The 24,109-nt window shown below is 70.9% G+C and carries 17 protein-coding genes and 1 pseudogene; 16 read left to right on the top strand and 2 right to left on the bottom strand.

Annotation, left to right across the window (positions count from 1 at the left end; translation table 11 throughout):
• The first annotated feature begins 23 nt into the window (after positions 1–23).
• The 3 genes from AMS65_RS06650 to mshC all read left to right on the top strand — a co-directional run bounded on the left by AMS65_RS06650 (position 24) and on the right by mshC (position 3,578).
• The gene (locus tag AMS65_RS06650; protein ID WP_053383398.1) at positions 24–1,361 is read left to right on the top strand and encodes a M20/M25/M40 family metallo-hydrolase; all 1,338 of its coding nucleotides are present in this window, start codon (positions 24–26) and stop codon (positions 1,359–1,361) included.
• Positions 1,362–1,434: 73 nt separating this feature from the next.
• Entirely contained in the window at positions 1,435–2,322 is an 888-nt protein-coding gene (locus tag AMS65_RS06645) for an undecaprenyl-diphosphate phosphatase (RefSeq protein WP_053383397.1), read from the top strand.
• A complete protein-coding gene (mshC, locus tag AMS65_RS06640; protein ID WP_053383396.1) occupies positions 2,319–3,578 on the top strand; it encodes a cysteine--1-D-myo-inosityl 2-amino-2-deoxy-alpha-D-glucopyranoside ligase in 1,260 nt (419 codons plus the stop codon). Before AMS65_RS06645 ends, mshC begins: the two co-directional genes overlap by 4 nt.
• A 166-nt stretch (positions 3,579–3,744) precedes the next feature.
• Here the strand turns inward: mshC and AMS65_RS06635 are convergent, their stop codons facing one another.
• Entirely contained in the window at positions 3,745–4,818 is a 1,074-nt protein-coding gene (locus AMS65_RS06635; RefSeq protein WP_075200906.1) for a PAC2 family protein, read from the bottom strand.
• On the opposite strand from AMS65_RS06635, the pseudogene AMS65_RS20325 reads away from it, so the two are divergent.
• The 10 genes and pseudogenes from AMS65_RS20325 to AMS65_RS06590 all read left to right on the top strand — a co-directional run.
• Positions 4,781–5,512, top strand: a pseudogene (locus AMS65_RS20325) (HAD family hydrolase); the annotation flags it as partial. The gene AMS65_RS06635 and the pseudogene AMS65_RS20325 sit on opposite strands and share 38 nt — an antisense overlap.
• 153 nt (positions 5,513–5,665) lie before the next feature.
• Complete coding sequence (locus tag AMS65_RS20320; protein ID WP_053383642.1) at positions 5,666–6,760, top strand: tRNA (adenine-N1)-methyltransferase; 1,095 nt, start codon at positions 5,666–5,668, stop codon at positions 6,758–6,760.
• Positions 6,761–6,793: 33 nt separating this feature from the next.
• Positions 6,794–7,720, top strand: a complete 927-nt coding sequence (locus tag AMS65_RS06625) for a hypothetical protein (protein WP_053383395.1) — start codon at positions 6,794–6,796, stop codon at positions 7,718–7,720.
• Positions 7,721–7,728: 8 nt separating this feature from the next.
• Positions 7,729–8,784, top strand: a complete 1,056-nt coding sequence (locus AMS65_RS06620) for a helix-turn-helix transcriptional regulator (RefSeq protein WP_053383394.1) — start codon at positions 7,729–7,731, stop codon at positions 8,782–8,784.
• Positions 8,777–9,721: a helix-turn-helix transcriptional regulator gene (locus AMS65_RS06615; protein WP_053383393.1), complete on the top strand. Its 945-nt coding sequence runs from the start codon at positions 8,777–8,779 to the stop codon at positions 9,719–9,721. Before AMS65_RS06620 ends, AMS65_RS06615 begins: the two co-directional genes overlap by 8 nt.
• Before the next feature lie 64 nt (positions 9,722–9,785).
• Positions 9,786–10,604, top strand: coding sequence for a twin-arginine translocase subunit TatC (gene tatC, locus AMS65_RS06610; protein WP_193787010.1), 819 nt, complete (start codon positions 9,786–9,788; stop codon positions 10,602–10,604).
• The gene (locus tag AMS65_RS06605) at positions 10,601–12,862 is read left to right on the top strand and encodes a DEAD/DEAH box helicase (protein ID WP_053383391.1); all 2,262 of its coding nucleotides are present in this window, start codon (positions 10,601–10,603) and stop codon (positions 12,860–12,862) included. The genes tatC and AMS65_RS06605 overlap by 4 nt, the downstream gene beginning before the upstream one ends.
• Positions 12,852–14,525, top strand: a complete 1,674-nt coding sequence (gene lnt, locus AMS65_RS06600) for an apolipoprotein N-acyltransferase (RefSeq protein ID WP_241489365.1) — start codon at positions 12,852–12,854, stop codon at positions 14,523–14,525. Before AMS65_RS06605 ends, lnt begins: the two co-directional genes overlap by 11 nt.
• 32 nt (positions 14,526–14,557) lie before the next feature.
• Positions 14,558–15,379 carry a DUF5819 family protein gene (locus tag AMS65_RS06595; RefSeq protein ID WP_053383390.1) on the top strand — a complete coding sequence of 274 codons (822 nt, stop codon included), beginning with the start codon at positions 14,558–14,560 and terminating at the stop codon, positions 15,377–15,379.
• Positions 15,376–16,536 carry an HTTM domain-containing protein gene (locus AMS65_RS06590; RefSeq protein WP_053383389.1) on the top strand — a complete coding sequence of 387 codons (1,161 nt, stop codon included), beginning with the start codon at positions 15,376–15,378 and terminating at the stop codon, positions 16,534–16,536. The genes AMS65_RS06595 and AMS65_RS06590 overlap by 4 nt, the downstream gene beginning before the upstream one ends.
• Here the strand turns inward: AMS65_RS06590 and AMS65_RS06585 are convergent.
• Positions 16,507–16,863 carry an RNA polymerase-binding protein RbpA gene (locus AMS65_RS06585; protein ID WP_053383388.1) on the bottom strand — a complete coding sequence of 119 codons (357 nt, stop codon included), beginning with the start codon at positions 16,861–16,863 and terminating at the stop codon, positions 16,507–16,509. The genes AMS65_RS06590 and AMS65_RS06585 overlap by 30 nt on opposite strands.
• 174 nt (positions 16,864–17,037) lie before the next feature.
• Between AMS65_RS06585 and AMS65_RS06580 the strand changes: the two genes are divergently transcribed.
• The 3 genes from AMS65_RS06580 to AMS65_RS06570 form a co-directional block, all read left to right on the top strand.
• Complete coding sequence (locus AMS65_RS06580; protein ID WP_053383387.1) at positions 17,038–17,805, top strand: SDR family oxidoreductase; 768 nt, start codon at positions 17,038–17,040, stop codon at positions 17,803–17,805.
• Positions 17,806–18,168: 363 nt separating this feature from the next.
• Positions 18,169–22,788: a glutamate synthase large subunit gene (gene gltB, locus AMS65_RS06575; RefSeq protein WP_053383386.1), complete on the top strand. Its 4,620-nt coding sequence runs from the start codon at positions 18,169–18,171 to the stop codon at positions 22,786–22,788.
• The coding region (locus AMS65_RS06570; protein ID WP_053383385.1) for a glutamate synthase subunit beta at positions 22,781–24,109 on the top strand (1,329 nt) is incomplete at its 3' end. The genes gltB and AMS65_RS06570, both read left to right, overlap by 8 nt.

Raw genomic sequence — 24,109 nt, 5'->3', positions numbered from 1 at the left:
GGGGCTCCGGCTACGCTGGGATCATGAGCATCGAGATCACGGAGCCCGAGCGCCCAGAATCGACCGAACCGCCGCTCTCCGAGACCGCTCGTGTGGCGCGCGATCTGATCCGCATCGACACCACCAACCGCGGTGGGGGAGACGCCGAGCCCGAGCTGCCGGCGGCCGAGTACGTCGCGGCCTATCTGCGCGATCTCGGGCTCGAACCGCAGATCTTCGAGTCGGTGCCGGGGCGCGCGAGCGTGATCGCGCGTGTGCCGGGCGCCGACTCCGCGCTGCCCGCCCTGGTGCTGCACGGTCACCTCGACGTCGTCCCCGCGGATCCGGCGAACTGGAGCGTCGATCCCTTCGCCGGCGAGGTGAAGGACGGCATGCTCTGGGGCCGGGGCGCGGTCGACATGAAGGACATGGACGCGATGATGCTGACCGCCGTCGCGGAGCTGCTGCGCGCGGGGGAGCTGCCGCGGCGCGAGATCATCCTCGCCTTCTTCGCGGACGAGGAGAACGGCGGGATCTACGGCGCCCACCACCTGGTCGCGAACCACCCCGAGCTCTTCGCCGGCGCGGCGACCGCCATCAGCGAGGTGGGCGGCTACTCCATCGATATCGCGGGCACCCGCGCCTATCTCGTCCAGACCGGTGAGAAGGCGCTCGACTGGATCCGGCTGCGGGCCCGCGGCACCGCCGCCCACGGGTCCCGGGTGTGGCACGACAACGCGGTCACGCGCCTGGCCGAGGCGATCGCCGCGCTCGGGCGGCACGAGTGGCCGCTCGTGCTCTGCGACACGACCCGCGAGCTGCTCGACGAGGTCGCCGCGATCCTCGGCGAGAACCCGCGCGAGGTGTCGCCCGACGAGCTGGTGGTGCGGCTCGGCACGGGCGGCGGCTTCATCCAGGCGAGCCTGCGCAACACGAGCAACCCGACGGTGCTCACCGCCGGCTACAAGCACAACGTGATCCCGGACACGGCCGAGGCGCTCGTCGACGTGCGCTCGCTGCCCGCCGAGCAGGCCGACGTGCTCGCCGAGGTGCAGCGCATCGTCGGTCCCGACATCGAGATCGAGACCGTGAACTCCGACATCGGGCTCGAGGTGCCGTTCGGCGGCGAGCTCGTCGATGCGATGACGGCCTGCCTGCGGCGCGCCGATCCTGAGGCCCGAGTGCTGCCGTATCTGCTCTCCGGCGGCACCGACAACAAGGCGCTCTCGCGGCTCGGCATCACCGGATACGGCTTCGTGCCGCTGCGACTGCCGGCCGACCTCGACTTCCCCGGCATGTTCCACGGCGTCGACGAGCGGGTGCCGCTCGAGGCGCTCGACTTCGGGCATCGTGTGCTCGTGGACCTGCTGCGCACCTACTGAGCGACGCGCTGGGCTATTCTGGACGGCGGCCCGAATCAGAAGCGGTGCGCTGCTTCCGCCATGAAAGGAAACGATGGGAATCTTCGAGGCGATCCTCCTCGGCATCATCCAGGGGCTCACCGAGTTCCTCCCGATCTCGTCGAGCGCCCACCTGCGCATCGCGAGCGAACTGCTCGGCATCGGCGACGCCGGGGCGGCGTTCACCGCGATCACGCAGATCGGCACCGAGGCAGCGGTCATCGTGTTCTTCTGGCGCGACATCGTGCGCATCATCGGGCGCTGGTTCCAGTCGCTCTCGGGCCGCGTGCAGCGCAGGGATCCCGACGCCCTCATCGGGTGGTGGATCATCCTCGGCACCCTGCCGATCGTGGTGCTCGGCCTGCTCTTCCAGGATCAGATCGAGACCACGCTGCGCTCGCTCTGGTTCGTCGCGACCACGCTCATCGTCTTCGGCCTGCTGCTCGGCGTCGCCGATCGGGTCGGCCGCAAGGTCCGTCCACTCGAACAGCTCACCTGGAAGCACGGTCTCATCTACGGCTTCGCCCAGGCGCTGGCGCTGATCCCGGGCGTCTCCCGGTCGGGGGGCACGATCACCGCCGGCCTGCTGATGTGCTACAAGCGCGAGGCTGCGGCCCGCTACTCCTTCCTGCTCGCGATTCCCGCGGTGCTCGGCTCGGGGTTCTACCAGCTCTTCAAGGAGATCCGCGAGCCCAGCGGCGGCGCCCCCATGTCGATGACGATCGTGGCCTCGGCGATCGCCTTCGTGGTCGCGATCTTCGTGATCAAGTTCTTCATGAGCTACATCTCGAAGCGCAGCTTCATGCCCTTCGTGGTGTACCGGGTGCTGCTCGGCGTCGTGATCATGGTGCTGCTGGGCACGGGCGTGCTGAGCGCTGAAGGCGGTACCGCGGTCGCGCAGGGCGCCGCCGCGGTCGCAGCGACGAACGGAGTCGGCCTGTGAGAACCTGGACCCCGCCCGTCGTCCCGCAGCTGCCGGGCGACGGGATCATCCCCAAGCTCTTCAACACCGCGAGCGGTCGTCTCGAGCACCCCGCGATCCCCGAGGGGCGGGCTCTGCTCTACGTCTGCGGCATCACACCCTACGATGCGACCCACCTGGGTCACGCCTTCACCTACCTCGCGTTCGATCTCATGCAGCGGGCGTGGCGCGACGCCGGCATCGAGACCGTGTACGCGCAGAACATCACCGACGTGGACGATCCGCTGCTGGAGCGAGCCGCCGATACGGGCGTCGACTGGCGGGAGCTCGCCGACGAGCAGATCGGCCTCTTCCGCTCCGACATGCACCGCATGGGCATGATCCCGCCCGAGCACTACGTCGCGGTGACCGAGCAGATCGACGAGATCGCCGGAGCCGTGCGCGAGCTGCTCGAGCGCGGTCTCGCCTACCGGGTGCCCACCGAGGATGCCGCGGGAGAGGACGTCTACTTCGACACCGATGCCGCCGAGGAGGCGTCGCAGTGGCGGCTCGGCGACGTCGCGCCCTACGACCGCCAGCTCATGCTGCGGCTGAGCGCGGAGCGCGGCGGCGACCCCGATCGTCCGGGCAAGCGCAATCCGCTCGATCCGCTGCTGTGGCGCGCCGCGCGCGCCGGCGAGCCGAGCTGGGAGTCGCCCGTGGGAGAGGGGCGCCCCGGCTGGCATATCGAGTGCTCGGTCATCGCGACGCGCGCGCTCGGCGGGGCCTTCACCGTGCAGGGCGGCGGATCGGACCTCATCTTCCCGCACCACGAGTACACGGCGGCGCACGCGACGGCGCTCTCGGGGACGCCGCTCGCGCACGCGTACTGCCACGCGGGGCTCGTGTCGTATCAGGGGCACAAGATGTCGAAGTCCCGCGGCAATCTGGTGTTCGTGTCCAGGCTGCTCGACGGCACCCAGAGCGTTGCGGCCGCGGATCCCTCGGCCATCCGGCTCGGGCTGCTGGCCCACCACTACCGCTCGGAGTGGGAGTGGCAGGACAGCGACCTCGACACCGCGACGCGGCGACTCGAGGCGTGGCGCGAGGGGCTGCGGCGCTCGAGTGAGGACCCCGCCTCGTCTGCGTGGGTGCTGCAGCAGCTGCGAGCGGCGCTCGCCAACGATCTCGACACGCCCGTGATGCTCGCCACGCTCGACGCAGCCCTCGACCGAGGCGTGGACGATCCCGGTCTCGTGGCGACGGCCGTGCTGGCACTGCTGGGCGTGGAGCTCTGAGCGGCCGGACGTGGAGCGCTGAGGGCGGCGTGAACCCCTGAGTCCTGTTGCACGTGTAAGGCAGAGGAGGCCGCCCCGCTCATGACGTTCCGCATCTCCTGCGCCGACCCCGATTGAAGCGGATCGCCCGGCCGAAGCCGGCCAGGCGGTTCGACTGGAGCGGTGGTCAGGACTCGGCGGAGCCGGGGCCCTCTTCGGCGGGAGGATCCCGATCCGGGTCCTTCTCGGCGGCTGTGTCGCCTGAGCCCGCGTCTGCGGCATCGTCGTCTGCGGAGCCGTCGTCTCCGCCGACGGCACTCGAGAGCGGCGGATCCGCGATGGCGGGATTCTGGCGATCGCGCTCGAGGAACTTCTCGAACTCCAGCGCGATCGCGTCTCCCGTCGTCTCGGCGGCGAGCGCCTCGTCCCGCGACTCCTCGAGACGGCGGATGTAGCGCGACATCTCCTCGTCGGCCGCGGCGATGCGGTTGATGTTGGCCTCCCACTCGTTCGCCTGGACCAGCAGCTCGCCGCGGGGGATCACCACGTCGAGCAGCTCCTCCAGCTTGTCGAGCAGCGCGAGCGTGGCCTTGGGCGAGGGGGTGCTGTGCACGTAGTGGGGCACGTGGGCCCACAGCGAGACGGGCGGGATCCCCGCCTCCGTGAGCGCGAGGTCGACGACGGCCGAGATGCCTGCCGGCCCCTCGTAGCTGCTGCGCTCGGCCCCGGTCTGGGTGCGCAGCTCCGCGCTCTCCGAGGTGAGCGTCGTCACGATGGGGCGGGAGTGCGGCGCATCGGAGAACATCGCCCCGAGCAGGATCACGATGTCGATCGCCCACACGTCGACGAGCTCCACGATCTCGTCGGCGAAGTTCTGCCAGTCGCGTGCCGGTTCGACCCCCGCGAGCAGGAACAGGTCGGTGACCGGGCTGCCGTCGAGCCGGTGCACGGTCTCGGTCGCGGCGTCGGAGTCCGCCGGGGCCTCAGCATCGGCCCGGCGGAGTTCCCCGGGGCGCTCCACCTTGCCGTACAGGCGCGTGTCCGGCCACTCGAGTTCGCGCTTGCCGGACGCGTCCAGGACGAGCCGGGGCCGGTGCACCTGGAAATCGACGTATCCCTCGGAGCCGATCACGTGCAGCACCTCGGCCTCGAGCAGCTCGCCGAGGTGCTGCAGCACCTCGGTGGTCGCGTCGCCGGCGTCGCTCCAGCCCTGGAAGGCGGCGATGAGTACGCGAGGGTACTGTGCGGCGGATGCGGTCACGAAGCGGCGCTCCTCTGGGTCGGGACGGATGTGCACCAGGATATCGGCTGCAGGGTGCGTGTTCCGCGCGTTCGGCCCTGGAGGACTCCGCGGCCAGCGAACGAGCGGCGTGCAGATCGGTAGACTTGCTGGGATGAGCGCGATTCCTACTCGAACCGCCCCGGCCGCCGTGCTGTGGGACATGGACGGCACCCTGATCGATTCCGAGCCGCTCTGGCTCACCGCGGAGCTCGCCATGCTGGCCCGCTACGGGATCGAGCTGAGCCCCGAGATGAGCGAGCGCATGGTCGGCTCCGGGCTGCGGGCCGCCGCCGCGCTGTTCCAGGAGCTGGGCGTGCCGCTCGAGGCCGACGAGATCATCTCGGAGTGGGCGGACGGGGTGATCGCGGGTCTGCGCGGTTCCGAGCCGGAGTGGCGCCCGGGCGCCCTCGAGCTCCTGGCGTCGCTCGCCGAGGCCGGCATTCCCAGCGCGCTCGTGACGATGTCGGTGCGCTCGATCGCCGATGTGGTGCTCGAGATGCTGCCCGCCGGCTCGTTCGTCGCCAGCGTCACCGGCGACGAGGTCGCCCACGAGAAGCCCCACCCGGAGCCCTATCTGCGCGGCGCGGAACTGCTCGGCGTGGCGATCGAGGACTGCGTGGCGATCGAGGATTCGGCTCCGGGGCTCGGCTCCGCCCGGGCCTCCGGTGCGATCGCCATCGGAGTGCCCAACCTGGTCGATCTCTCGAAGGCCTCGGCGCACGAGCTGTGGCCGACGCTCGCCGGTGTGGACGCCGAACGCGTCGCCGCGCGCTTCGCCCTCCTGCGGCAGCAGCCCTCAGAGAGCGACGGGTCCGGGCTTCCCGGCCTGCTCGCCGCGACACCGGCGCCTCGCGGCCCGCTCGGCTACGGCGACCGTGTGCAGCTCACGGGCCCGAAGGGGCGCCTCAACACCATCACCCTCGTCGAGGGCGGCGAGTTCCACAGCCACCGCGGCATGATCCGCCACTCGGAGATCGTGGGGCTTCCCGACGCCTCGGTGGTGGTGAACAGCAGCGGCGAGGAGTACCTGGCGCTGCGCCCGCTGCTCTCGGACTTCGTGATGTCGATGCCGCGCGGAGCGGCGATCGTCTACCCGAAGGACGCGGCGCAGATCCTCTCGCTCGCCGACATCTTCCCGGGCGCCCGCGTGGTCGAGGCCGGCGTCGGGTCCGGAGCGCTGTCGCTGCACCTGCTGCGCGGGATCGGCCCCGAGGGGCGGCTGCACTCGTTCGAGCGCCGCGAGGAGTTCGCCGATGTCGCTCGCGGCAACGTCGCGGCCTTCGCCGGCCGGGCGCCGGAGAACTGGACCGTCACCGTCGGCGACCTGCAGGAGACGCTGCCCTCCACCTGCCCGCCGGGCAGCGTCGACCGGGTCGTGCTCGACATGCTCGCGCCGTGGGAGTGCGTGGACGTCGCGGCAGAGGCGCTCTCGCCCGGCGGGGTGCTGATCTGCTACGTGGCCACGGTGACGCAGCTCTCGCGCACGGCCGAGGGGATCCGTCGCAGCGGCTCGTTCACCCACCCGCAGTCCTCGGAGACCATGGTGCGCGGCTGGCACGTCGAGGGGCTCGCGGTGCGGCCGGATCACCGCATGGTGGCTCACACCGGCTTCCTCATCACGGCGCGCAGGCTCGCACCCGGAACGGTGCTGCCCGAGCTCAAGCGGCGCGCCTCCAAGGGCGAGTTCACCGATGACGACCTGGCCAGCTGGCTTCCCGATCTGGGCGGCGCGGCATCGGGTGAGGTCTGGACCCCCGAGGTGGTCGGCGAGCGGGGCAAGAGCGACAAGGTGCTGCGCAAGAAGGTGCGCGAGGCGCAGCGCTTCGCGCGGGAGCGCGGCGCCCGAGTGGATGAGGCGTCGGAGGATGCCGACGGTGCCGCGCGTCAGGAGCGTGGATCCCATCCGGATTCGATAGGATAGCGAGGTTCACACAGGCTTTCGCGAGAGGTGCATATGCTTCGTCGACTGGTTCCCGCAACCGCAGCGGTTGCGCTGCTCCTCGCCGGTGCGACCGGCTGCAGTGCGCAGCGGGCGGCCGCCGATTGCGAGCCGCAACTCGGTTCGGGCGCGCTCAGCGACAGCGTGACCGTGCTGGGAGGTTTCGGGGAGGCCCCGCAGATCTCCGCTCCGGAGCAGGTAGAGATCCTCGCCTCGCAGCGCACCGTGGTGCACGAGGCGGAGGATCGGTCCGGTGCGGCGGGCGAGGGCACCCTGGTCGGGGTGAACATGGCGTTCTTCGATTCCGACAGCGGCGAGCAGCTGTACGAGAGCCCCGGTTTCGCGGAGGCGGGCCAGTCGCCCGAGTTCCTGCTGGTCTCGGAGGATGCCGCCAACCCGCTGAGCGAGGCGGTGCGCTGCACCGTGCCGGGCGACCGCGTGGTGCTGGCGCTGTCTCCCGAGGAGAGCATGCAGTTCGGGATGCAGCTCGGCAGCGTCGCCGTCACCCCCATCGTCGGGGTGATCGACACGGTCACGACGAGCCCGCTCTCGGCGAGCGGTCCGGTGCGCGGCCTGCCCTCGGGGTATCCCGCGGTCGTGACGAACGACGAGGGTCGCCCCGGTGTCGTGCTGCCCCCGCGGCCCGCTCCGGCCGGCACCGACTCGGCGGTGCGCATCACCGGTTCCGGCGATGCGATCGCCGCCGATGACAACGTCATCGCGCAGGTGCTCAGCGTCGGCTGGGACGGTGCCGAGCAGCTGAACACCTGGGACACCGGGCTCATCGCGGCCGGCACCGAGGAGCAGCCCTCCGACCAGCTGGGCTCCGCGGTGCGCGCCGAGCTCACCGGAGCCTCCGTCGGTTCTCAGGTCGTGGTCATCGAGAACGAGCAGGACGGACAGGCCCGCGTGCTGGTCGTCGACATCGTCGGCGTCAACTGAGGCGTTCGATGGCCGGTCGTGTACCGGGCGAGCAGCGCATCTTCAGTCTCGTACTCGCCCTCGTCGTGAGCCCGGAGGGGCTCACGAAGCGCGAGCTGCTGTCGTCCGTGCACGGCTACGCGGACCGGTACCGGGCCGAGGGGCCGGGTGCCGCGCTCGACCGGCAGTTCGAGCGCGACAAGGAGCAGCTGCGCGCGCTCGGCATCCAGATCGAGACCCGCGACTCGCCGCTCGAGCCCGGCAACAACCAGCTCACCCGCTATCGGATCGCGAAGGAGCTGCTCGAGTTTCCTCCGGAGCTGCGCTTCGACGAGCGGGAGCTGATGCTGCTGCGGCTCGCCGCGCTCGCCTGGCGCGAGGGCAGTCTGAGCTCCGAGTCGCGGCGGGCGACCATGAAGCTCGAGGCGCTGGGCGCCGGGCTCGATGTGCGGCAGCTCGGAGTCGCGCCGAGTCTCGGCTCCGCGGAGCCGGCGGCCGCGCCGCTGCAGCGCGCGATCGACGAGGACCGGGTGGTGCAGTTCGGGTACACGCTGCCGAGTCGGGAGACGCCGCTCGAGCGGCACGTCGCCCCGCTGCGGCTGCACCGAGCCGACGGCAGATGGCATCTGATCGCCCGGGATCTCGAGCGGGACGCCGATCGGGTGTTCCTGCTGGAGCGCATCTCCGGCCCGGTACGGGTCTCGAACGCGCGTTTCGATCCCGCGCTGCGCGAGCGCGCCGATGGGATCGTCGATGAGCTGCTGCGGCTGCCGGAGCGTCAGCGGTCCGTGCTGCGCGTGCGGCGAGGCTCGGTGGCGGAGGCGAGGCTGGCGCCGCGAGCCGAGCACCCCGGGGACGACTCGGGCGCGCACGGGGCGGAGGAGTTCGTGGAGCTGCGGATCGGCGCGCTCGACCAGCACATCTTCACCGCCGAACTGATCGGCTACGGCGCGGAGGTCGTGGTGGTCGAGCCGGAGCAGCTGCGCGAGGCGGTGATCGCCGGTCTGCGGCGCGCTGCGCAGCAGCACACCGTGCAGGAGGCAATAGCCCAGCAGCACACCGCGCAGGAGGCGCCCGATGCATAAGAACGTCATCGCCCCCGACCGCGTACTGCTGCTGCTGTCCCTCGTGCCGTATCTGCGTGAGCACGGACCGACCCCGGTGCCGCGACTCGCCGAGGCGTTCGACGTGCCGGCCGAACTGCTGCGCGCGCTCGTCCGCTTCCTCGGCACGGCGGGCGTACCGGGGGAGACCCTGAGCTACCAGCACGAGGACCTCTTCGACATCGACTGGGATGCGCTCGAGCAGCACGACGTGGTGAGTCTCACGCAGACGGTCGCGGTCGACGAGGCGCCCCGCTTCGCGCAGACGGAGACGGCCGCTCTGATCGCGGGGCTGCACGCGCTCACCCCGCTGCTGCCCCCGGAGGACGCGGAGCTCGCGCAGCGCACCGCGGGCAAGCTGGGCCGCGCGCTCGGCGGACCCGAGCACCGTCCGATCTCGGTGACGGCGGACCCCGAGGACCAGCGGATCCCCGGGATCGTGTCGGCGATCGACTCCGGGCGGGTGCTGTCGTTCGAGTACCGCGACGCATCCGGCGCGGCGAGCTCACGGCGGGTCGAACCCCTCTCGCTGACCCAGGACTCCGGATCGTGGTACCTGCGGGGCTTCTGCCTGCAGCGCCAGGCCGAGCGCACCTTCCGGGTCGACCAGATGCGCGACCTCCGGGAGCTCGCCGAGGCGGTCGTGCCCCGGGAGGTCCCGGTGCAGCGACGGCAGCCGATGACCGAGATCGTCGCGACCGTGTCGGAGCGCGCGCTGTCCCGGATCAGCGCGTTCTCGCCGGAGCCGATCTCGGCCGAGGGCGAGCGGCTGCGCGTGCGCATCGAAGCCTGGCATCCCGGCACCGCGGTGCGGCTCGTGCAGCGCGCCCCGGGCGAGATCGTGATCGAGCAGCCGGCGGAGGCGCGCGAGGCCGTGCGGGAGTGGGCCGACCGGGCGCTCTCCGCGTACGGGGACTAGCGAGGAGGAGGCCGAAGGCGTGCGCGCATCCGAAACCCCGAGTCGTCTGGGATACACTGAGCGAATGGCAAAACAGGCGCGGAAGCGGCGCGATTCCGAGGGGCGGATGAGCCTCGGAGAGCACCTGGTCGAGCTTCGCAAACGCCTGATGATCTCGGCGATCGCGATCGCACTCGCGCTCATCGCCGGCTGGATCCTCACGCCCTGGGTGTGGGACGTGCTGCGCCAGCCGGTCCTCTGGCTGCGAGAGGACGGCCGCGACGCCGTCATCAGCTACACCGACATCACCGGGGCCTTCGATACCCACGTGCAGATCGCGCTGTTCATCGCCATCCTGCTGGCCTCGCCCGTGTGGCTCTACCAGATCTGGGCCTTCCTGGCGCCCGGCCTCACCCGCCGCGAGAAGCTGTACGGCGTGGCCTTCCTGGGGGCGGCGGTGCCGCTCTTCCTCGGCGGCGCCTACGCGGGGTGGCGGGTGATGCCCAACATCGTGCGGCTCATGGCGAGCTTCCAGCCCGATGAGGACACCTTCAACCTGGGCGCGCGCGAGTACCTCGACTTCGCGATCAAGCTGCTGCTCGCGGTGGGGATCGGCTTCGTGATGCCGGCCTTCCTGGTGATGCTGAACTTCATCGGGGTGATCCGCGGCGCATCGATCCTCAAGAGCTGGCGCTTGGCGATCCTCCTCATCATCCTGTTCGCGGGCATCGCCACTCCCGCGGCCGACCTCATGAGCATGTTCCTGCTCGCGGCACCCATCGTCGTGCTCTACTTCGGGGCGGCGGGCATCGCGATCCTGCACGATCGCCGCGTCGACAAGCGCCGATCCGCCGAGCTCGCGGAGTACGGCATCGGTGACGACCAGGCCCGGGACGGCGAATGAGCGGCGAGACCGCACTCGAGCATTTCGCGCAGCGCATCGGCTACCCGCTCGACGCCTTCCAGCGCACGGCCTGCGAGCGGCTGGAGGAGGGGCGCAGCGTGCTCGTGGCGGCGCCCACCGGCTCGGGGAAGACGACCATCGCCGAGTTCGCCGTGTACCTCGCGCGCCGGGAGCGCGACGCGCGCATCTTCTACACGGCCCCCATCAAGGCGCTCTCCAACCAGAAGTTCCACGAGCTCTGCGCCGAGTACGGCGAGGACGAGGTCGGCCTGCTCACCGGGGACGTGAACCTGCGGGGCGACGCGCCCATCGTCGTGATGACGACCGAGGTGCTGCGCAACATGATCTACGCGGAATCGAGTGCGCTGCACGACCTCGCCTTCGTCGTGCTCGACGAGGTGCACTACCTGGGCGACCGCTTCCGCGGCGCGGTGTGGGAGGAGATCATCCTGCACCTGCCCCAGAGCGTGCGTCTCGTGGCGCTCTCGGCCACGGTGTCGAACGCCGAGGAGTTCGGCGACTGGATGCACGCGGTGCGGGGAGACACGGACGTGATCCTCTCCGAGCACCGGCCGGTGCCGCTCTATCAGCACGTGCTCACCGCGCGGGCGCTGCTGCCGCTCTACGTCGGTCGGGACGGCGACGCCGCGACGGCCCACGGCGGCCGGATCAATCCCGAGCTGCGCATGCTCGAGGGGGGCCGCGGCTCGGGGTCGCGCGGCCCGGGTGAGCGCGGCCGGGAGCGGTCGCGCGGACGCGCCCCGGTGCGCCGCAACCGCCGGGTCTCGCGCGCCGATATCGTGCGCGCCCTCGATGAGACCGAGCTGCTGCCCGCCATCGTCTTCGTCTTCAGCCGCAACGGGTGCGATCAGGCCGTGCGCCAGTGCCTCTACGAGGGGATCTCGCTCACCAGTCGCGAGGAGCGCGACGAGATCCGTCGGATCGCGCGCCACGAGGTGCGCGACATGAGCGAGGAGGAGCGGCGCGTCCTGGGCGTGCGGGAGTGGCTCGCCGGGCTCGAGCGCGGGGTCGCAGCGCACCACGCCGGCCTGCTGCCGACCTTCAAGACGGTCGTCGAGCAGCTCTTCCAGCGCCGCCTCGTCAAGCTCGTCTTCGCTACGGAGACCCTCGCGCTCGGCATCAACATGCCGGCGCGGGCCGTGGTGATCGAGCGGCTCGACAAGTTCAACGGGGAGCAGCGGGTCCCGCTCACCTCGGGCGAGTACACCCAGCTGACCGGCCGGGCCGGGAGGCGCGGGATCGACACCGAGGGCCACTCGGTCGTGGTGTGGAGCGACGGGGTGGATCTCGAGGCGCTGGCCCACCTCGCGGGCGCCCGCTCGTTCCCGGTGCGATCCAGCTTCCGGCCCACCCCCAACATGGCGGTCAATCTGCTGCAGCGCATGGATGAGGCTCGCGTGCGCGACACGCTCGAACTCTCCTTCGCGCAGTTCCAGGCGGATCGCGCGGTGGTGGATCAGGCGCGCGAGCTGCGGGCGGAGCAGAGCTCGCTGGCGGGTTACGACGCGGCTGCGGCCCGATCGCAGGGCTCGGATCGCCGGCGCTGGGAGGACCGCGCGCGCAAGCTGCGTCGCCGTATCGAGCGCGGGCGGCGGCAGATCGCCTCCCGCACGGGGACGATCGCGCGCACCTTCGACCGCGTCGTGGAGCTGCTGCTCGAACTCGGATATCTGGAGCGGATCGAGGGCGAGCCCGAGGTGACGCTCTGGGGCGAGCTGCTGCGGCGCATCTACGGCGAGCGGGACCTGCTCGTGGCCGAGTGCCTGCGCCACGACGTGCTGCGCGGTCTCGACGCCGCGGGGCTCGCCGCGATGTGCTGCGTGCTGAGCTACGAGCCGCGACGCGACGACGAGGGCGAGCCCCGGCTGCCGGGCGGCCCCGCGTTCGCCGCCGCGCACGACCGGATCCTCGACACCTGGGTGCGGCTGGACGACCTGGCCGAGCGCTCCCGCCTGCCGCGCAGCGAGATGCCCCACGCCGGTCTGGCCGCCACGATGCACGCCTGGGCGTCCGGCCGTCCGATCGAAGAGGTGCTCGAACGCTCCGGGATCGGGGCGGGCGACTTCGTGCGCTGGACCAAGCAGACCATCGATCTGCTCGACCAGATCGCCCAGGCCTGCGAGACGGCCGCCCTGGCCGGGCTCGACGAGGACCGGTTGGGAGAGCTCGCCCGATCGGCGCGCGAGGCGAAGCGCAGCGTGCGCCGGGGCATCGTCGAGGCGTCGAGTGGCCAGTGACGCTGCGCCGACCGACCCCCGCGGCATGATGGCGAGGCTGCCCGGGTGGGCGGCGCTCGTGTGCGCGGCGGCGGGAGGCTTCCTGCTGGACGTGGCGAGCCCCGATCTCGCGTGGTGGTGGGCCGCTTTTCCCGGCGCGGTGCTGATCCTCGCCGCGGTCTGGCAGCAGCGCTGGGGGATCGGCCTTGCGGCGGGTGCGGCGGCCGGAGCCGCATTCTGGATGCCGCACATCTCGTGGCTCACGCTGTATCTCGGCCCGATCCCGTGGCTCGGCCTGTGCGCCGTGATGATCCTCTGGTTCGCGCTCTTCGGCGTCGCCGCGGCCGTGGCGACGCGCGGTCTCGTGCGTGTCTTCGGACGGGGCCGCCCGGGCCTGTCGGCGGGGGTCCTGCCGCTCGTCCTCGCCCAATCGCTCGCGGTCGCGGGGCTCTGGGTGCTGCGGGAGAGCGTGCAGGGGGCGTGGCCCTACGGCGGGTTCGCCTGGGGGCGGCTCGCCCATACCCAGGCCGAGGGGCCGCTGCTGCAGGCGGTGTCGTGGTTCGGCTTCGCCGGACTCTCGGGGATCCTGGCGCTCGCCTGCGCACTGCCGGTCTCGGCCGCATTCGCGCGCACGGGCGACGGGCGCGCCCGCCGCGCCCGCTCGACGGCGGTCGTCTCGGCGGCGGTCGTCTCGGCGGCGATGATCCTGCTCCTCGCACTCGTGCCGGCGGCGGGACTGGAGCGGAGCGGCACCCTGCGGATCGCGGCGGTGCAGGGCAACTCGAAGTCGGGGATCTTCGACGATCGCGAGTCGGGATCGGTGCTGGAGGATCACGTCGAGGCGACCTCCGCCCTGCTCGACCGGCTCGAGGACGAGGGGGACGCCGTCGATCTCATCGTCTGGCCGGAGAACAGCGCGGAGTTCGACCTGCCGGGCAGTCCGCTGGGCCAGTACCGCGTGGCGAAGCTCTCAGAGCGCGCAGAGGCCCCCATCGTCATCGGGTCGGTGCTGCCGAACGACGACGGAAGCTACACGAACAGCTCCCTCGTGTGGGGAGCCGACGGCCCGCTGCCCGGCAGATACGACAAGCGCTACCCGGTGCCGTTCGCCGAGTACATGCCGAATCGGGACTTCTTCCACGCCATCGTGCCCGACCTCGTGGATCTCGTGCAGCTCGAGTACGCCGCCGGGACGCGGCCGGCGGCGCTCGACATCGAGACGCCGGGGGGCGCCGTGCGCGTCGGCATCGCGATCTGCTTCGACATCATCTTCGACACGCAGGCCGAGGCGATGGTCGACGGCGGCGCGGAGCTGATCCTCGCCCAGACCAACAACGCCGACTTCGGCCGCACCGACGAGAGCGCGCAGCAGCTCGCGATCGCCCGTCTGCGCGCGGTCGAGACCGGACGCGCCCTGGTGAACATCTCGACCGTCGGCACGAGCGCGGTCGTCGCACCCGACGGCGGCGATCTCGATCGCCTCGTGCCCCACACCGCCGGGGCGATGGTCGCGGAGGTGCCCCTGGTGGACGGGGAGACCCCGGCGCTGAGGTTCGGAGCCGCGATTGCGGCGGGCTGGTTCCTGCTCGGCGGGCTGGGTCTTGCGGGCGGCGTCACGGGATCCGCATGGGCGCGGTACGGCGCGCGCGGAGGCAGTGCACGCCCGACCCCCGACCGTGTGTAATCTAGGGCCGGGGGAATCGTAAAGGGGAGCGAGTGAGCACTGAAGACACGACCGGGCGCGAACAGGGGGACGGGCGGCCCAGGGTCTGGGTGCGCCTGGTGGCGTTCGGGGCCGTGGTGGTGACGGCCTGGCACATCTTCGCCTCCTTCCTCTGGATCGGGCCGCCGACGCCGCTGCGCGAGGTGGTGCCGGGCAACGCGCTCACCTCGTACATGATCCCGTTCTTCGGCCAGTCGTGGAGCGTGTTCGCTCCGGAGCCGATCAACGGCGACTACCACTTCAACGTTCGCGCGATCCTCGAGGAGGACGGGGAGGAGATCGAGACGGGCTGGGTCAGCGCCACCGACGTCGAACTCTCCATGATCCGATACAACCTCTTCCCGCCGCGCGCCGGCATCCAGTCGTCCGAGGTCGCCTCGACGTACAAGAGCGCCTACGACGCGCTCGGACGGGACCAGCAGGGCATCGTCGCCGAGGTCTATCGCTCGGAGGGCTGGGAGGACGAGCTGCGCGAGGCGCTGCTCGGCGGCCCGACGAACGGAGACGGGGCCGACCTGCTCGGCGAGGAGGCCGGAGAGGCCGAGGTGGACCGGTATCTCGAGGCGGATCACCTCTCGACGGCGTACGCGACGCAGGTGGCCGGGGCCGTCTGGGGCGACGCCGTGCGCTCGGTGCAGTACCGCGTGAGCCGCCAGAACATCGTGCCGTTCGCCGACCGCAACACCCCGGGTGCGCAGCGTCCCGAGCCGATGATGACCGAGTCCGGTTGGCGCGCCAGGCTGACGGAGCCCGGCCAGAACGATGAGAATTTCGCGCGCGTCTTCCGCGCGCAGTACGAGAGGATCACCCGATGAGCGAGCAGCGCGGCCGCCCACGGCCCCCCGTGGCGCGACTCGGCGCCTTCATCGGCTCGATGATCGGCGCCGCGTGGACCGCCGTCGTCGAGGGACTGGGCGCGGCGGTGCTCTTCTGCGAGCGCTGGCTCTTCGACGGCAAGAAGGCGCTCTACGGACTCGCGGTGACGCGCATGCTCTTCGGCGGCGCGATGCTCGGTCTGCTGCTGTCGAACTTCGGCACGCGTCTGTACACCTTCGGCTCCGGATCCGCCTGGAACGGGGAGATCCGGCAGCCGGTGAGCGACTTCCCGAACATCTGGCTCTTCAGCCTGTTCAACCGGGTGGCCGCGGACGACTTCTGGTTCACGCTCTGCTACGTCGCCCTCATCGTGCTCGCGGTGCTGTTCATCCTCGGGTGGCGGTTCCGGATCGTGCTCCCGCTGTTCTTCGTCGGCTGGGTGAGCTTCATCGAGGCCAACGACATGGTGGGCGATCAGAGCGACAACATGCAGCGGATCGCGCTGATCCTGATGTTCTTCGCCGATCCGGCCGCACGGTGGTCGCTCGATGCCCGGCGCCGTGCGCGGCGGGGGGAGTGGTTCCGCGCGGAGTCGGCACCGCGCCAGCTCGGCACGGTGCTGCACAACCTCGCCCTCGTCGCCCTCGTGGCGCAGGTGTCGTTCGTGTACGTGGCCGGCGGACTCTACAAGGCTCAGGGCGCGCCGTGGGCCGGGGGCTGGGCCGTCTACGATCCCTTGAGCACGATGCGCTTCGGCACCTGGCCGGTGCTGTCGGAGCTGCTGACCTTCTGGGGCCCGGCCGTCGCGATCGCGGCGTGGGGATCGATCCTCCTGCAGATCGGCTTCCCGCTGATGCTGCTCACGCGTCCCACCCGCCTCGTGGCGCTCGCGGGCATCCTCAGCTTCCACATCGCCATCGGCGTGGCGATGGGCCTGCCGTGGTTCTCGCTCACCATGATCGCGATCGACGCGGTCTTCATCAGGGACCGCTCCTGGAAGCGGCTCGGCGGGGGAACCCGTCGGCGCTGGAACGAGGCGGCCATGCGGAGCGACGAACCCGAGCGCGTCGCGGCGACTCGGGACCCCGAGCCGCAGCTCACGGCCGCGGAGCGGGATCCCGCCCCGTCACTTGCCCCCGCGACGAGCGCGGAGTAGCTGGAGCCGTTCCTCGAGCAGCTCCTCGAGCTCCTCCCGCGTGCGCCGTTCGATGAGCATGTCCCAGGGAGTGCGCTGCGACGACTCCTTCTCCTCGAACTCGGCCCGGGCCGCGCGGCCGGCCTCGTCGTCGAGGAAGCCGAGTTCTCCGCTCTTCTGATCGACCCACTCGGCCGGGGGCTCGGCGTCGGCGTCGAACAGCACGGCGAAGCGATTGCCCCGGTCGGTGAGGTATTCGACGGTGCGCCGGGGCGAGAGCTCGACACCCTCCTCGCCCTGCAGGCTCGTCGCGCCGATGCGCGTTCCTCGAAGCGTTCGGTCGGCCATGGTGAGAACCTCCTCGCCTGTCGGTTACAACTCCGGCGCCACCGGTCTCGGAGGCGCCTTCGCCATGCTTTGCAGCGTACTCGCTCGACCGGTGTTCCCGATACCCCATGCCGGGGTTTCTCCCGGCGGTCCACTACTCTGGAGGCACGTGATCAAGACGATTGAGGAGCAGTTGTGACACAGATTCTTGAACCCGGCAGCCTCGCCGGCCGCCGCGCGCTCGTGACGGGATCGTCCCGCGGCATCGGCGCGGACACGGTGCGCTACTTCGCCGAGGCGGGCGCCGATGTGGTCGTGAACTTCCGCAACAAGGCCCCCCGCGCCGAGAAGCTCGCCGCGCAGCTGCAGGAGCTGGGCGTGCGCGCGATCGTGCAGGGCGCCGACCTCACCGATCCCGAGTCGGTCGGCGCGATGATGGCCGAGGTGCAGCGCGAGTTCGGCGGACTCGACATTCTCGTGCTCAACGCGTCGGGCGGCATGGAGAGCGGCATGGGGGAGGACTACGCGCTGCAGCTCAATCGGGATGCGCAGATCGCCGTGCTCGATGCGGCGCTCCCGCTGATGGGAGCGGGCTCGCGCGTCGTCTTCGTCACCAGCCACCAGGCGCACTTCATCCGCACCACCCCCACGATGCCGGAGTACGTGCCGGTCGCGCTGTCGAAGCGCGCGGGCGAGGACGCGCTGCGCGAGCGCATTCCCGAGCTCGAGGAGCGGGGGATCGGCTTCACCGTGGTCTCGGGGGACATGATCGAGGGCACCGTCACCGCGACGCTGCTCAACCGTCTCAACCCCGGCGCGATCGAGGCGCGCCGTGAACAGGCGGGCAAGCTCTACAACGTCTCCGAGTTCGCGGCCGAGGTCGCGCGGGCCGCGGTCGACCCGGTGCCGGCCGACCACACCCGTCTCGTGGGCGACACCTCGAGCTTCGGAGCCGAGGGCTGACGATCCCCGAGCGCGCGTCGAGCGTCCGATAGTTGAACGCCCGACAGGGCTGGTTCCGACTATCGGACGCTCCTCTTTTGCGGCCCGATTTCGCCGCAGCGACGACAATGTTTCGATCGTGTTACGCAGCTCCGTCGTGTGCGGCGAATATCAAGCTGTTCCGCACGATGTTCGGCAAATATGCGCACTTTTCCGAATCCGTTGTAGAAACTACGATTACGAATTCGTTTCGCCGAAGAAACGAGTGGTAAATTTGATGTTCCAGCCACCGCGTTTCGCCGTGACGTCGTCGTTCTCGAAAGCGATACCCCGAGCGTGGTACCGCCCGGGCCGTCGATGTCCCGCAGACCAGAGAGGACGTCGATGACCGTACGCCCAGGGAGCCCGAGCACGCAGACCCCGAACACCGGCACCGGGGCGTTTCCCGCGCCCGTCGGTCTCTACGACCCCGCCGACGAGCGCGACGCCTGCGGCCTCGCGTCGGTGGTGTCGCTGACGGGGGAGGCGAGTCACGAGATCGTGGCGCTCGCCCTGGAGGCGCTCGAGAACCTCGAGCACCGCGGTGCGGTGGGCTCCGACGCGGGCACCGGCGACGGAGCGGGCATCCTCAGCGATCTCCCCGACGCATTCATCCGGGCCGCGCTCGCGGAGCACGATCCGGCGCTGCGGCTGCCCGAGGTCGGCGCATACGCCGCGGGTCTCGCCTTCCTGCCGCAGGCCTCGACCGAGCGCAAGGCGGCGAAGTACCGCATCGGCGCGATCGCGGCGGAGGAGGGCCTCTCCGTGCTCGCCTGGCGTCCGGTCGCCGTGCGGCCCGAGGTGCTCGGCGGGAGCGCCCGCGAGGCGAGTCCCGCCATCGAGCAGCTGGTCCTGGTGGCCGCCGCCGGCGAGGTCTTCGACACCGACCAGCTCGAGCGCCGCGCCTTCCGCACCCGCAAGAGGGTGCAGCACGAGACCGGCTGCTACCTGCCGTCGCTCAGCGCGCGCACCATCGTCTACAAGGGCATGGTGACCACGCTCCAGCTGCCCGGCTTCTACCCCGAGCTCTCCGACGAGCGCTTCATCAGCCGCTTCGCGATCGTGCACTCGCGCTACTCCACCAACACCTTCCCCTCGTGGCACCTGGCGCAGCCGCTGCGCATGGTCGCCCACAACGGCGAGATCAACACGGTGCGTGGCAACCGCAACTGGATGCGCGCCCGCGAGCGGCAGCTCTCCTCCGAACTGCTCGGGGACGTGCGGCCCCTGCTCCCGATCTGCTCGGAGGGCGGCAGCGACTCGGCCAGCTTCGACGAGGTGCTCGAGCTGCTCGTGATGGCCGGGCGCTCCCTGCCGCACGCACTCGCCATGATGGTGCCCGAGGCCTGGGAGTCGGAGACCGGTCTGCACCCGGATGTCGTGAACTTCCTCGAGTACCACTCGCTCGTGATGGAGCCGTGGGACGGCCCCGCCGCGATGATCGCGACCGACGGCAAGCAGCTGGTGGCCACCCTCGACCGCAACGGGCTGCGCCCGGGCCGCTACCTCGTGACCGATGACGGCGTGATGGTGATCGCCAGCGAGACGGGCGTGCTCGACATCGCGCCCGACCGCGTGATCCGCCGTGGCCGCCTGCAGCCGGGGCGCATGATCGCCGTCGATCTCGCGACGGGCGGGATCCGCGACGACGAGGCCGTCAAGGCCGAGCTCGCGAGCCTCGCACCGTGGGGGGAGTGGGTCGACGAGGGGCTGATCCGGCTCTCCGAGCAGCCCGAGCGCGAGCACCTCGTGCACCCGCCGGCGTCGATCACGCGCCGCCAGCGTACCTTCGGCTACACCGAGGAGGAGCTGCGCCTGCTCATCACCCCCATGGCGCGCGACGGCATCGAGCCGCTCGCAGCGATGGGCACGGACACCCCCATCGCGGTGCTGTCGGACCGACCGCGCCTCGTCTTCGACTACTTCGTGCAGCAGTTCGCCCAGGTGACGAACCCGCCGCTCGACGCCCTCCGCGAAGAGCTCGTCACGAGCCTCGTCACCAGCATCGGTCCGCAGGAGAACCTCCTCACGCAGTCGATCGATCACACCCGCCAGGTGATCCTCGACTTCCCGGTGATCGACAACGATGCGCTCGCCCGCATCCAGCACTTCGGCGACGATCCCGAGCGGGAGCGCGCCGTCACGATCCGCGGCCTTTACCCGGTCGACTACGACGCGAAGGGGCTCGCCGACCGGCTCGAGGCCATGTGCCTGGAGGCGAGCGCCGCGATCGATGCGGGCGCGGAGTTCATCATCCTCTCCGACCGCGACTCGAACAAGGACCTGGCGCCCGTGCCGTCGCTGCTCGCGATCTCGGCGGTGCACCATCACCTCATCCGCGAGGGCCAGCGCATGCGCGTCGCGCTCATCGCCGAGGCCGGAGACGTGCGCGAGGTGCATCACGTCGCCGCGCTCATCGGCTACGGCGCCGCGGCGGTGAACCCCTACCTCGCCATGGAGTCGGTGGGCCTGCTCGTGCGCAACGGCTCGATCCCGGGGACCACCGAGGAGGAGGCGATCGCCAAGCTCATCAAGTCGCTCGGCAAGGGCATGCTCAAGGTCATGAGCAAGATGGGCATCTCCACCGTGGCCTCCTACTGCGGTGCGCAGACCTTCGAGGCCATCGGCCTCTCGAAGGGGGTGGTGGATCGCTACTTCACCGGCACCGCCTCGAAGCTCGGCGGCGTCGGCCTCGACGTGATCGCGACCGAGGTCGCCGCCCGGCACCGGTCGGCCTACCCCGACGACCCCGCGGTGCTCGCGCACAAGTACCTCGAGACCGGCGGCGAGTACCGGTGGCGCCGCGGCGAGGAGCCGCACCTCTTCGATCCCGAGACCATCTTCAAGCTGCAGCACGCCACACGCACCGGCCGTCGCGAGATCTTCGCGGAGTACACGCGGCGCGTCAACGAGCAGCAGGAGCGGCTGATGACGCTGCGCGGGCTCTTCAAGCTCGCACCGCAGCGCCCGCCCGTGCCGCTCGACGAGGTGGAGCCGGTCAGCGAGATCGTGAAGCGATTCGCGACGGGTGCCATGAGCTACGGGTCGATCTCGCCGGAGGCGCATCAGACCCTCGCCATCGCGATGAACCGGCTCGGCGGCAGGTCAAACACGGGCGAGGGCGGTGAGAGCGAGGACCGGCTGCTCGATCCCGAGCGGCGCAGCGCGATCAAGCAGGTGGCATCCGGCCGCTTCGGCGTCACCTCGATGTACCTGACGCACGCCGACGAGATCCAGATCAAGCTCGCCCAGGGCGCGAAGCCCGGCGAGGGCGGGCAGCTGCCGCCGCAGAAGATGTATCCGTGGATCGCGCGCACCAGGCACGCCACCCCCGGTGTCGGTCTCATCTCGCCGCCGCCGCACCACGACATCTATTCGATCGAGGATCTCAAGCAGCTCATCTTCGACCTCAAGCGGGCGAACCCCTCGGCCCGGATCTCGACGAAGCTCGTGGCGCAATCGGGCATCGGCCCGGTCGCGGCGGGCGTCGCGAAAGCGCTCTCGGACGTGATCCTCGTCTCCGGACACGACGGCGGCACGGGCGCGAGCCCGATGAACTCGCTCAAGCACGCGGGATCGCCGTGGGAGCTCGGCCTCGCGGAGGCGCAGCAGACGCTCATGCTCAACGGGCTGCGCGAGCGGGTCGTGCTGCAGGCCGACGGCCAGCTGAAGACCGGCCGCGACGTGATCGTCGCGGCGCTGCTCGGTGCCGAGGAGTTCGGCTTCGCCACCGCGCCGCTCGTGGTCTCGGGCTGCATCATGATGCGCGTGTGCCACCTCGACACCTGTCCGGTGGGCGTCGCGACGCAGAACCCGGAGCTGCGCGAGCGCTTCACGGGCAAGGCCGAGCACGTGGTCAACTTCTTCCGCTTCATCGCCGAGGAGGTGCGCGAGCTTCTCGCGTCCCTCGGCTACCGCACGCTCGCCGAGGCGATCGGCGACACCGCCGCGCTCGACGTGGACGACGCGATCCGGCACTGGAAAGCCGAGGGGCTCGACCTCACGCCGATCCTGCGGGGCCCCGAGTTCGCGCCGGAGGAGCCGCGCCGCCACGGCGCCGAGCAGGACCACGAGCTTGAGCAGCACTACGACGTGAAGCTCATCCCGATGTCCGGCGACGCGCTCGAGCGGCGCGAGCCCGTGATCATCGACCTGCCCATCCGCAACATCGACCGCGCCGTGGGCACCATGCTCGGTCACGAGGTGACGAAGCGGCACGGCGCCGAGGGGCTCGCCCCCGATACGATCGACGTCACGCTGACGGGTTCGGCGGGCCAGTCGCTCGGCGCCTTCCTGCCGCCGGGTATCACGCTGCGGCTCATCGGCGACGCGAACGACTACGTCGGCAAGGGGCTCTCGGGCGGTGAGATCGCCATCCGGCCGCACTCCGATGCGGGCCACCCGGCCTTCGGCAACGTGATCGCCGGCAACACCATCGGCTACGGCGCCACGGCGGGCAAGCTCTGGATCGCCGGCGCGGTGGGCGAGCGCTTCCTGGTGCGCGGATCCGGCGCCACGGCCGTCGTCGAGGGCACGGGAGATCACGCGCTCGAGTACTTCACCGGCGGCTTCGCGCTGATCATCGGCCCCACCGGGCGCAACATCGGCGCCGGCATGTCCGGCGGCGAGGCGGTGATCCTCGATCTCGATCCGGCCGATGTGAACGCGGCCGAGCTCAGCTCCGGCGCACTGCTGCTGCAGCCGCTGGGCGCCGAGGAGCGCGAGCTCCGCGAGCAGATCGTGGCGCTGCTGCGCCGGCACCTGGAGCAGACCGGCTCAGAGCTCGCGAGCGCGCTGCTCGCCGACTGCGACGCCGACCCGGAGCGCCTCTTCGGGCGCTTCACACGACTGATCCCGCGCGGCTACTCGAGGGTGCTCGAGATCCGTGTCCGCGCGAATGAACAGGGCATCGACCCCGACGGCGAACGGGTCTGGTCCGAGATCCTGGAGGCGACCCATGGCTGATCCCCGCGGATTCCTGAAGGTGCGCGAGCGCGAGCTCGCCCCCAAGCGTCCCGTCGCGCTGCGTCTCAAGGACTGGCGCGAGGTCGTCGATCCCTCGGACCCCAAGCTCGTCGCCCGTCAGGCGTCGCGCTGCATGGACTGCGGCGTCGCGTTCTGCCACCAGGGATGCCCGCTCGGCAACCTGATCCCGGAGTGGAACGACCTCATGTACCGCGGTCGCGGTCGCGAGGCGATCGAGCGCCTGCACGAGACGAACAACTTCCCGGAGTTCACCGGACGCGCCTGCCCGGCGCCCTGCGAGTCTGCGTGCGTGCTCGGCATCAACCAGCCGGCCGTGACCATCAAGCAGATCGAGAACAGCATCATCGATCAGGCCTTCGCGAACGGATGGGTGCAGCCGCAGCCGCCCTCGCGGCTCACCGGCAAGACGGTCGCGGTCGTCGGATCCGGGCCGGCCGGTCTCGCGGCGGCGCAGCAGCTCACCCGCGCCGGTCACACGGTCGCCGTGTACGAGCGCGACGAGGAGCCCGGTGGTCTGCTGCGCTTCGGCATCCCCGATTTCAAGCTCGAGAAGGAGCTCGTGATCCGTCGGATCGAGCAGCTCAAGCAGGAGGGCACGCGCTTCCGCTGCGGTATCGAGATCGGTCGCGACATGTCGTGGACCGAACTGCGGCGCCGCTTCGACGCCGTGGTGGTCGCGACGGGCGCCACGGTGCCGCGCGAGCTGCCGCTGCCCGGACGCGAGCTCTCCGGCGTGCTCTTCGCGATGGACTACCTCACGGCGTCGAACCGCGTGCGGGCGGGTGCGCTGGAGGCCACGCCGCACGATGCCGCGGGCAAGCACGTCGTCGTGATCGGCGGCGGCGATACCGGTGCCGACTGCATCGGCACCGCGCATCGGCAGGGGGCCAGGTCGGTGACCAACCTCGCGATCGGCCGCAAGCCGTCGCCGAGCCGCACCGATGCGCAGCCGTGGCCGGTGCACCCGACCCTGTTCGAGGTGTCGAGCTCCCACGAGGAGGGCGGCGAGCGCCGCTACCTGGCATCGACCGTCGAGTTCGTGGGCGACGACCACGGCGGAGTGCGCGCCCTGCGCGTCGCCGAGACCGGCTTCACGGAGGACGGGCGCGTGCCGATCCCGGGCACCGAGCGACTCATCGAGGCCGACCTCGTGCTCATCGCCATGGGCTTCACCGGTCCCGAGGAGGTCGAGGACGCCGCGGTCTCGCTGCCCCGCGGTGCCCGCGGCGCGTTCGAGCGGGAGCAGGACTACTCGACGGGCCTTCCCGGGGTGTTCGTGGCGGGCGACGCCGGCCGCGGG

Source organism: Leucobacter celer subsp. astrifaciens, from assembly GCF_001273835.1.
GTDB lineage: Bacteria > Actinomycetota > Actinomycetes > Actinomycetales > Microbacteriaceae > Leucobacter > Leucobacter celer.
Note: the sequence above shows the minus strand (reverse complement) of the source record. Positions and strands in the feature narration are given on the sequence as shown.

What these genes read in the sequence shown, in the direction of transcription:
- gltB (WP_053383386.1), top strand. Translation starts at nt 18,169, where the DNA reads ATGACCGTACGCCCAGGGAGCCCGAGCACGCAGACCCCGAACACCGGC.
- AMS65_RS06645 (WP_053383397.1), top strand. Translation starts at nt 1,435, where the DNA reads ATGGGAATCTTCGAGGCGATCCTCCTCGGCATCATCCAGGGGCTCACC.
- AMS65_RS06605 (WP_053383391.1), top strand. Translation starts at nt 10,601, where the DNA reads ATGAGCGGCGAGACCGCACTCGAGCATTTCGCGCAGCGCATCGGCTAC.
- AMS65_RS06585 (WP_053383388.1), bottom strand. Translation starts at nt 16,863, where the DNA reads ATGGCCGACCGAACGCTTCGAGGAACGCGCATCGGCGCGACGAGCCTG.
- AMS65_RS06615 (WP_053383393.1), top strand. Translation starts at nt 8,777, where the DNA reads ATGCATAAGAACGTCATCGCCCCCGACCGCGTACTGCTGCTGCTGTCC.
- AMS65_RS06590 (WP_053383389.1), top strand. Translation starts at nt 15,376, where the DNA reads ATGAGCGAGCAGCGCGGCCGCCCACGGCCCCCCGTGGCGCGACTCGGC.
- AMS65_RS06625 (WP_053383395.1), top strand. Translation starts at nt 6,794, where the DNA reads ATGCTTCGTCGACTGGTTCCCGCAACCGCAGCGGTTGCGCTGCTCCTC.
- AMS65_RS06650 (WP_053383398.1), top strand. Translation starts at nt 24, where the DNA reads ATGAGCATCGAGATCACGGAGCCCGAGCGCCCAGAATCGACCGAACCG.
- tatC (WP_193787010.1), top strand. Translation starts at nt 9,786, where the DNA reads ATGGCAAAACAGGCGCGGAAGCGGCGCGATTCCGAGGGGCGGATGAGC.
- AMS65_RS06620 (WP_053383394.1), top strand. Translation starts at nt 7,729, where the DNA reads ATGGCCGGTCGTGTACCGGGCGAGCAGCGCATCTTCAGTCTCGTACTC.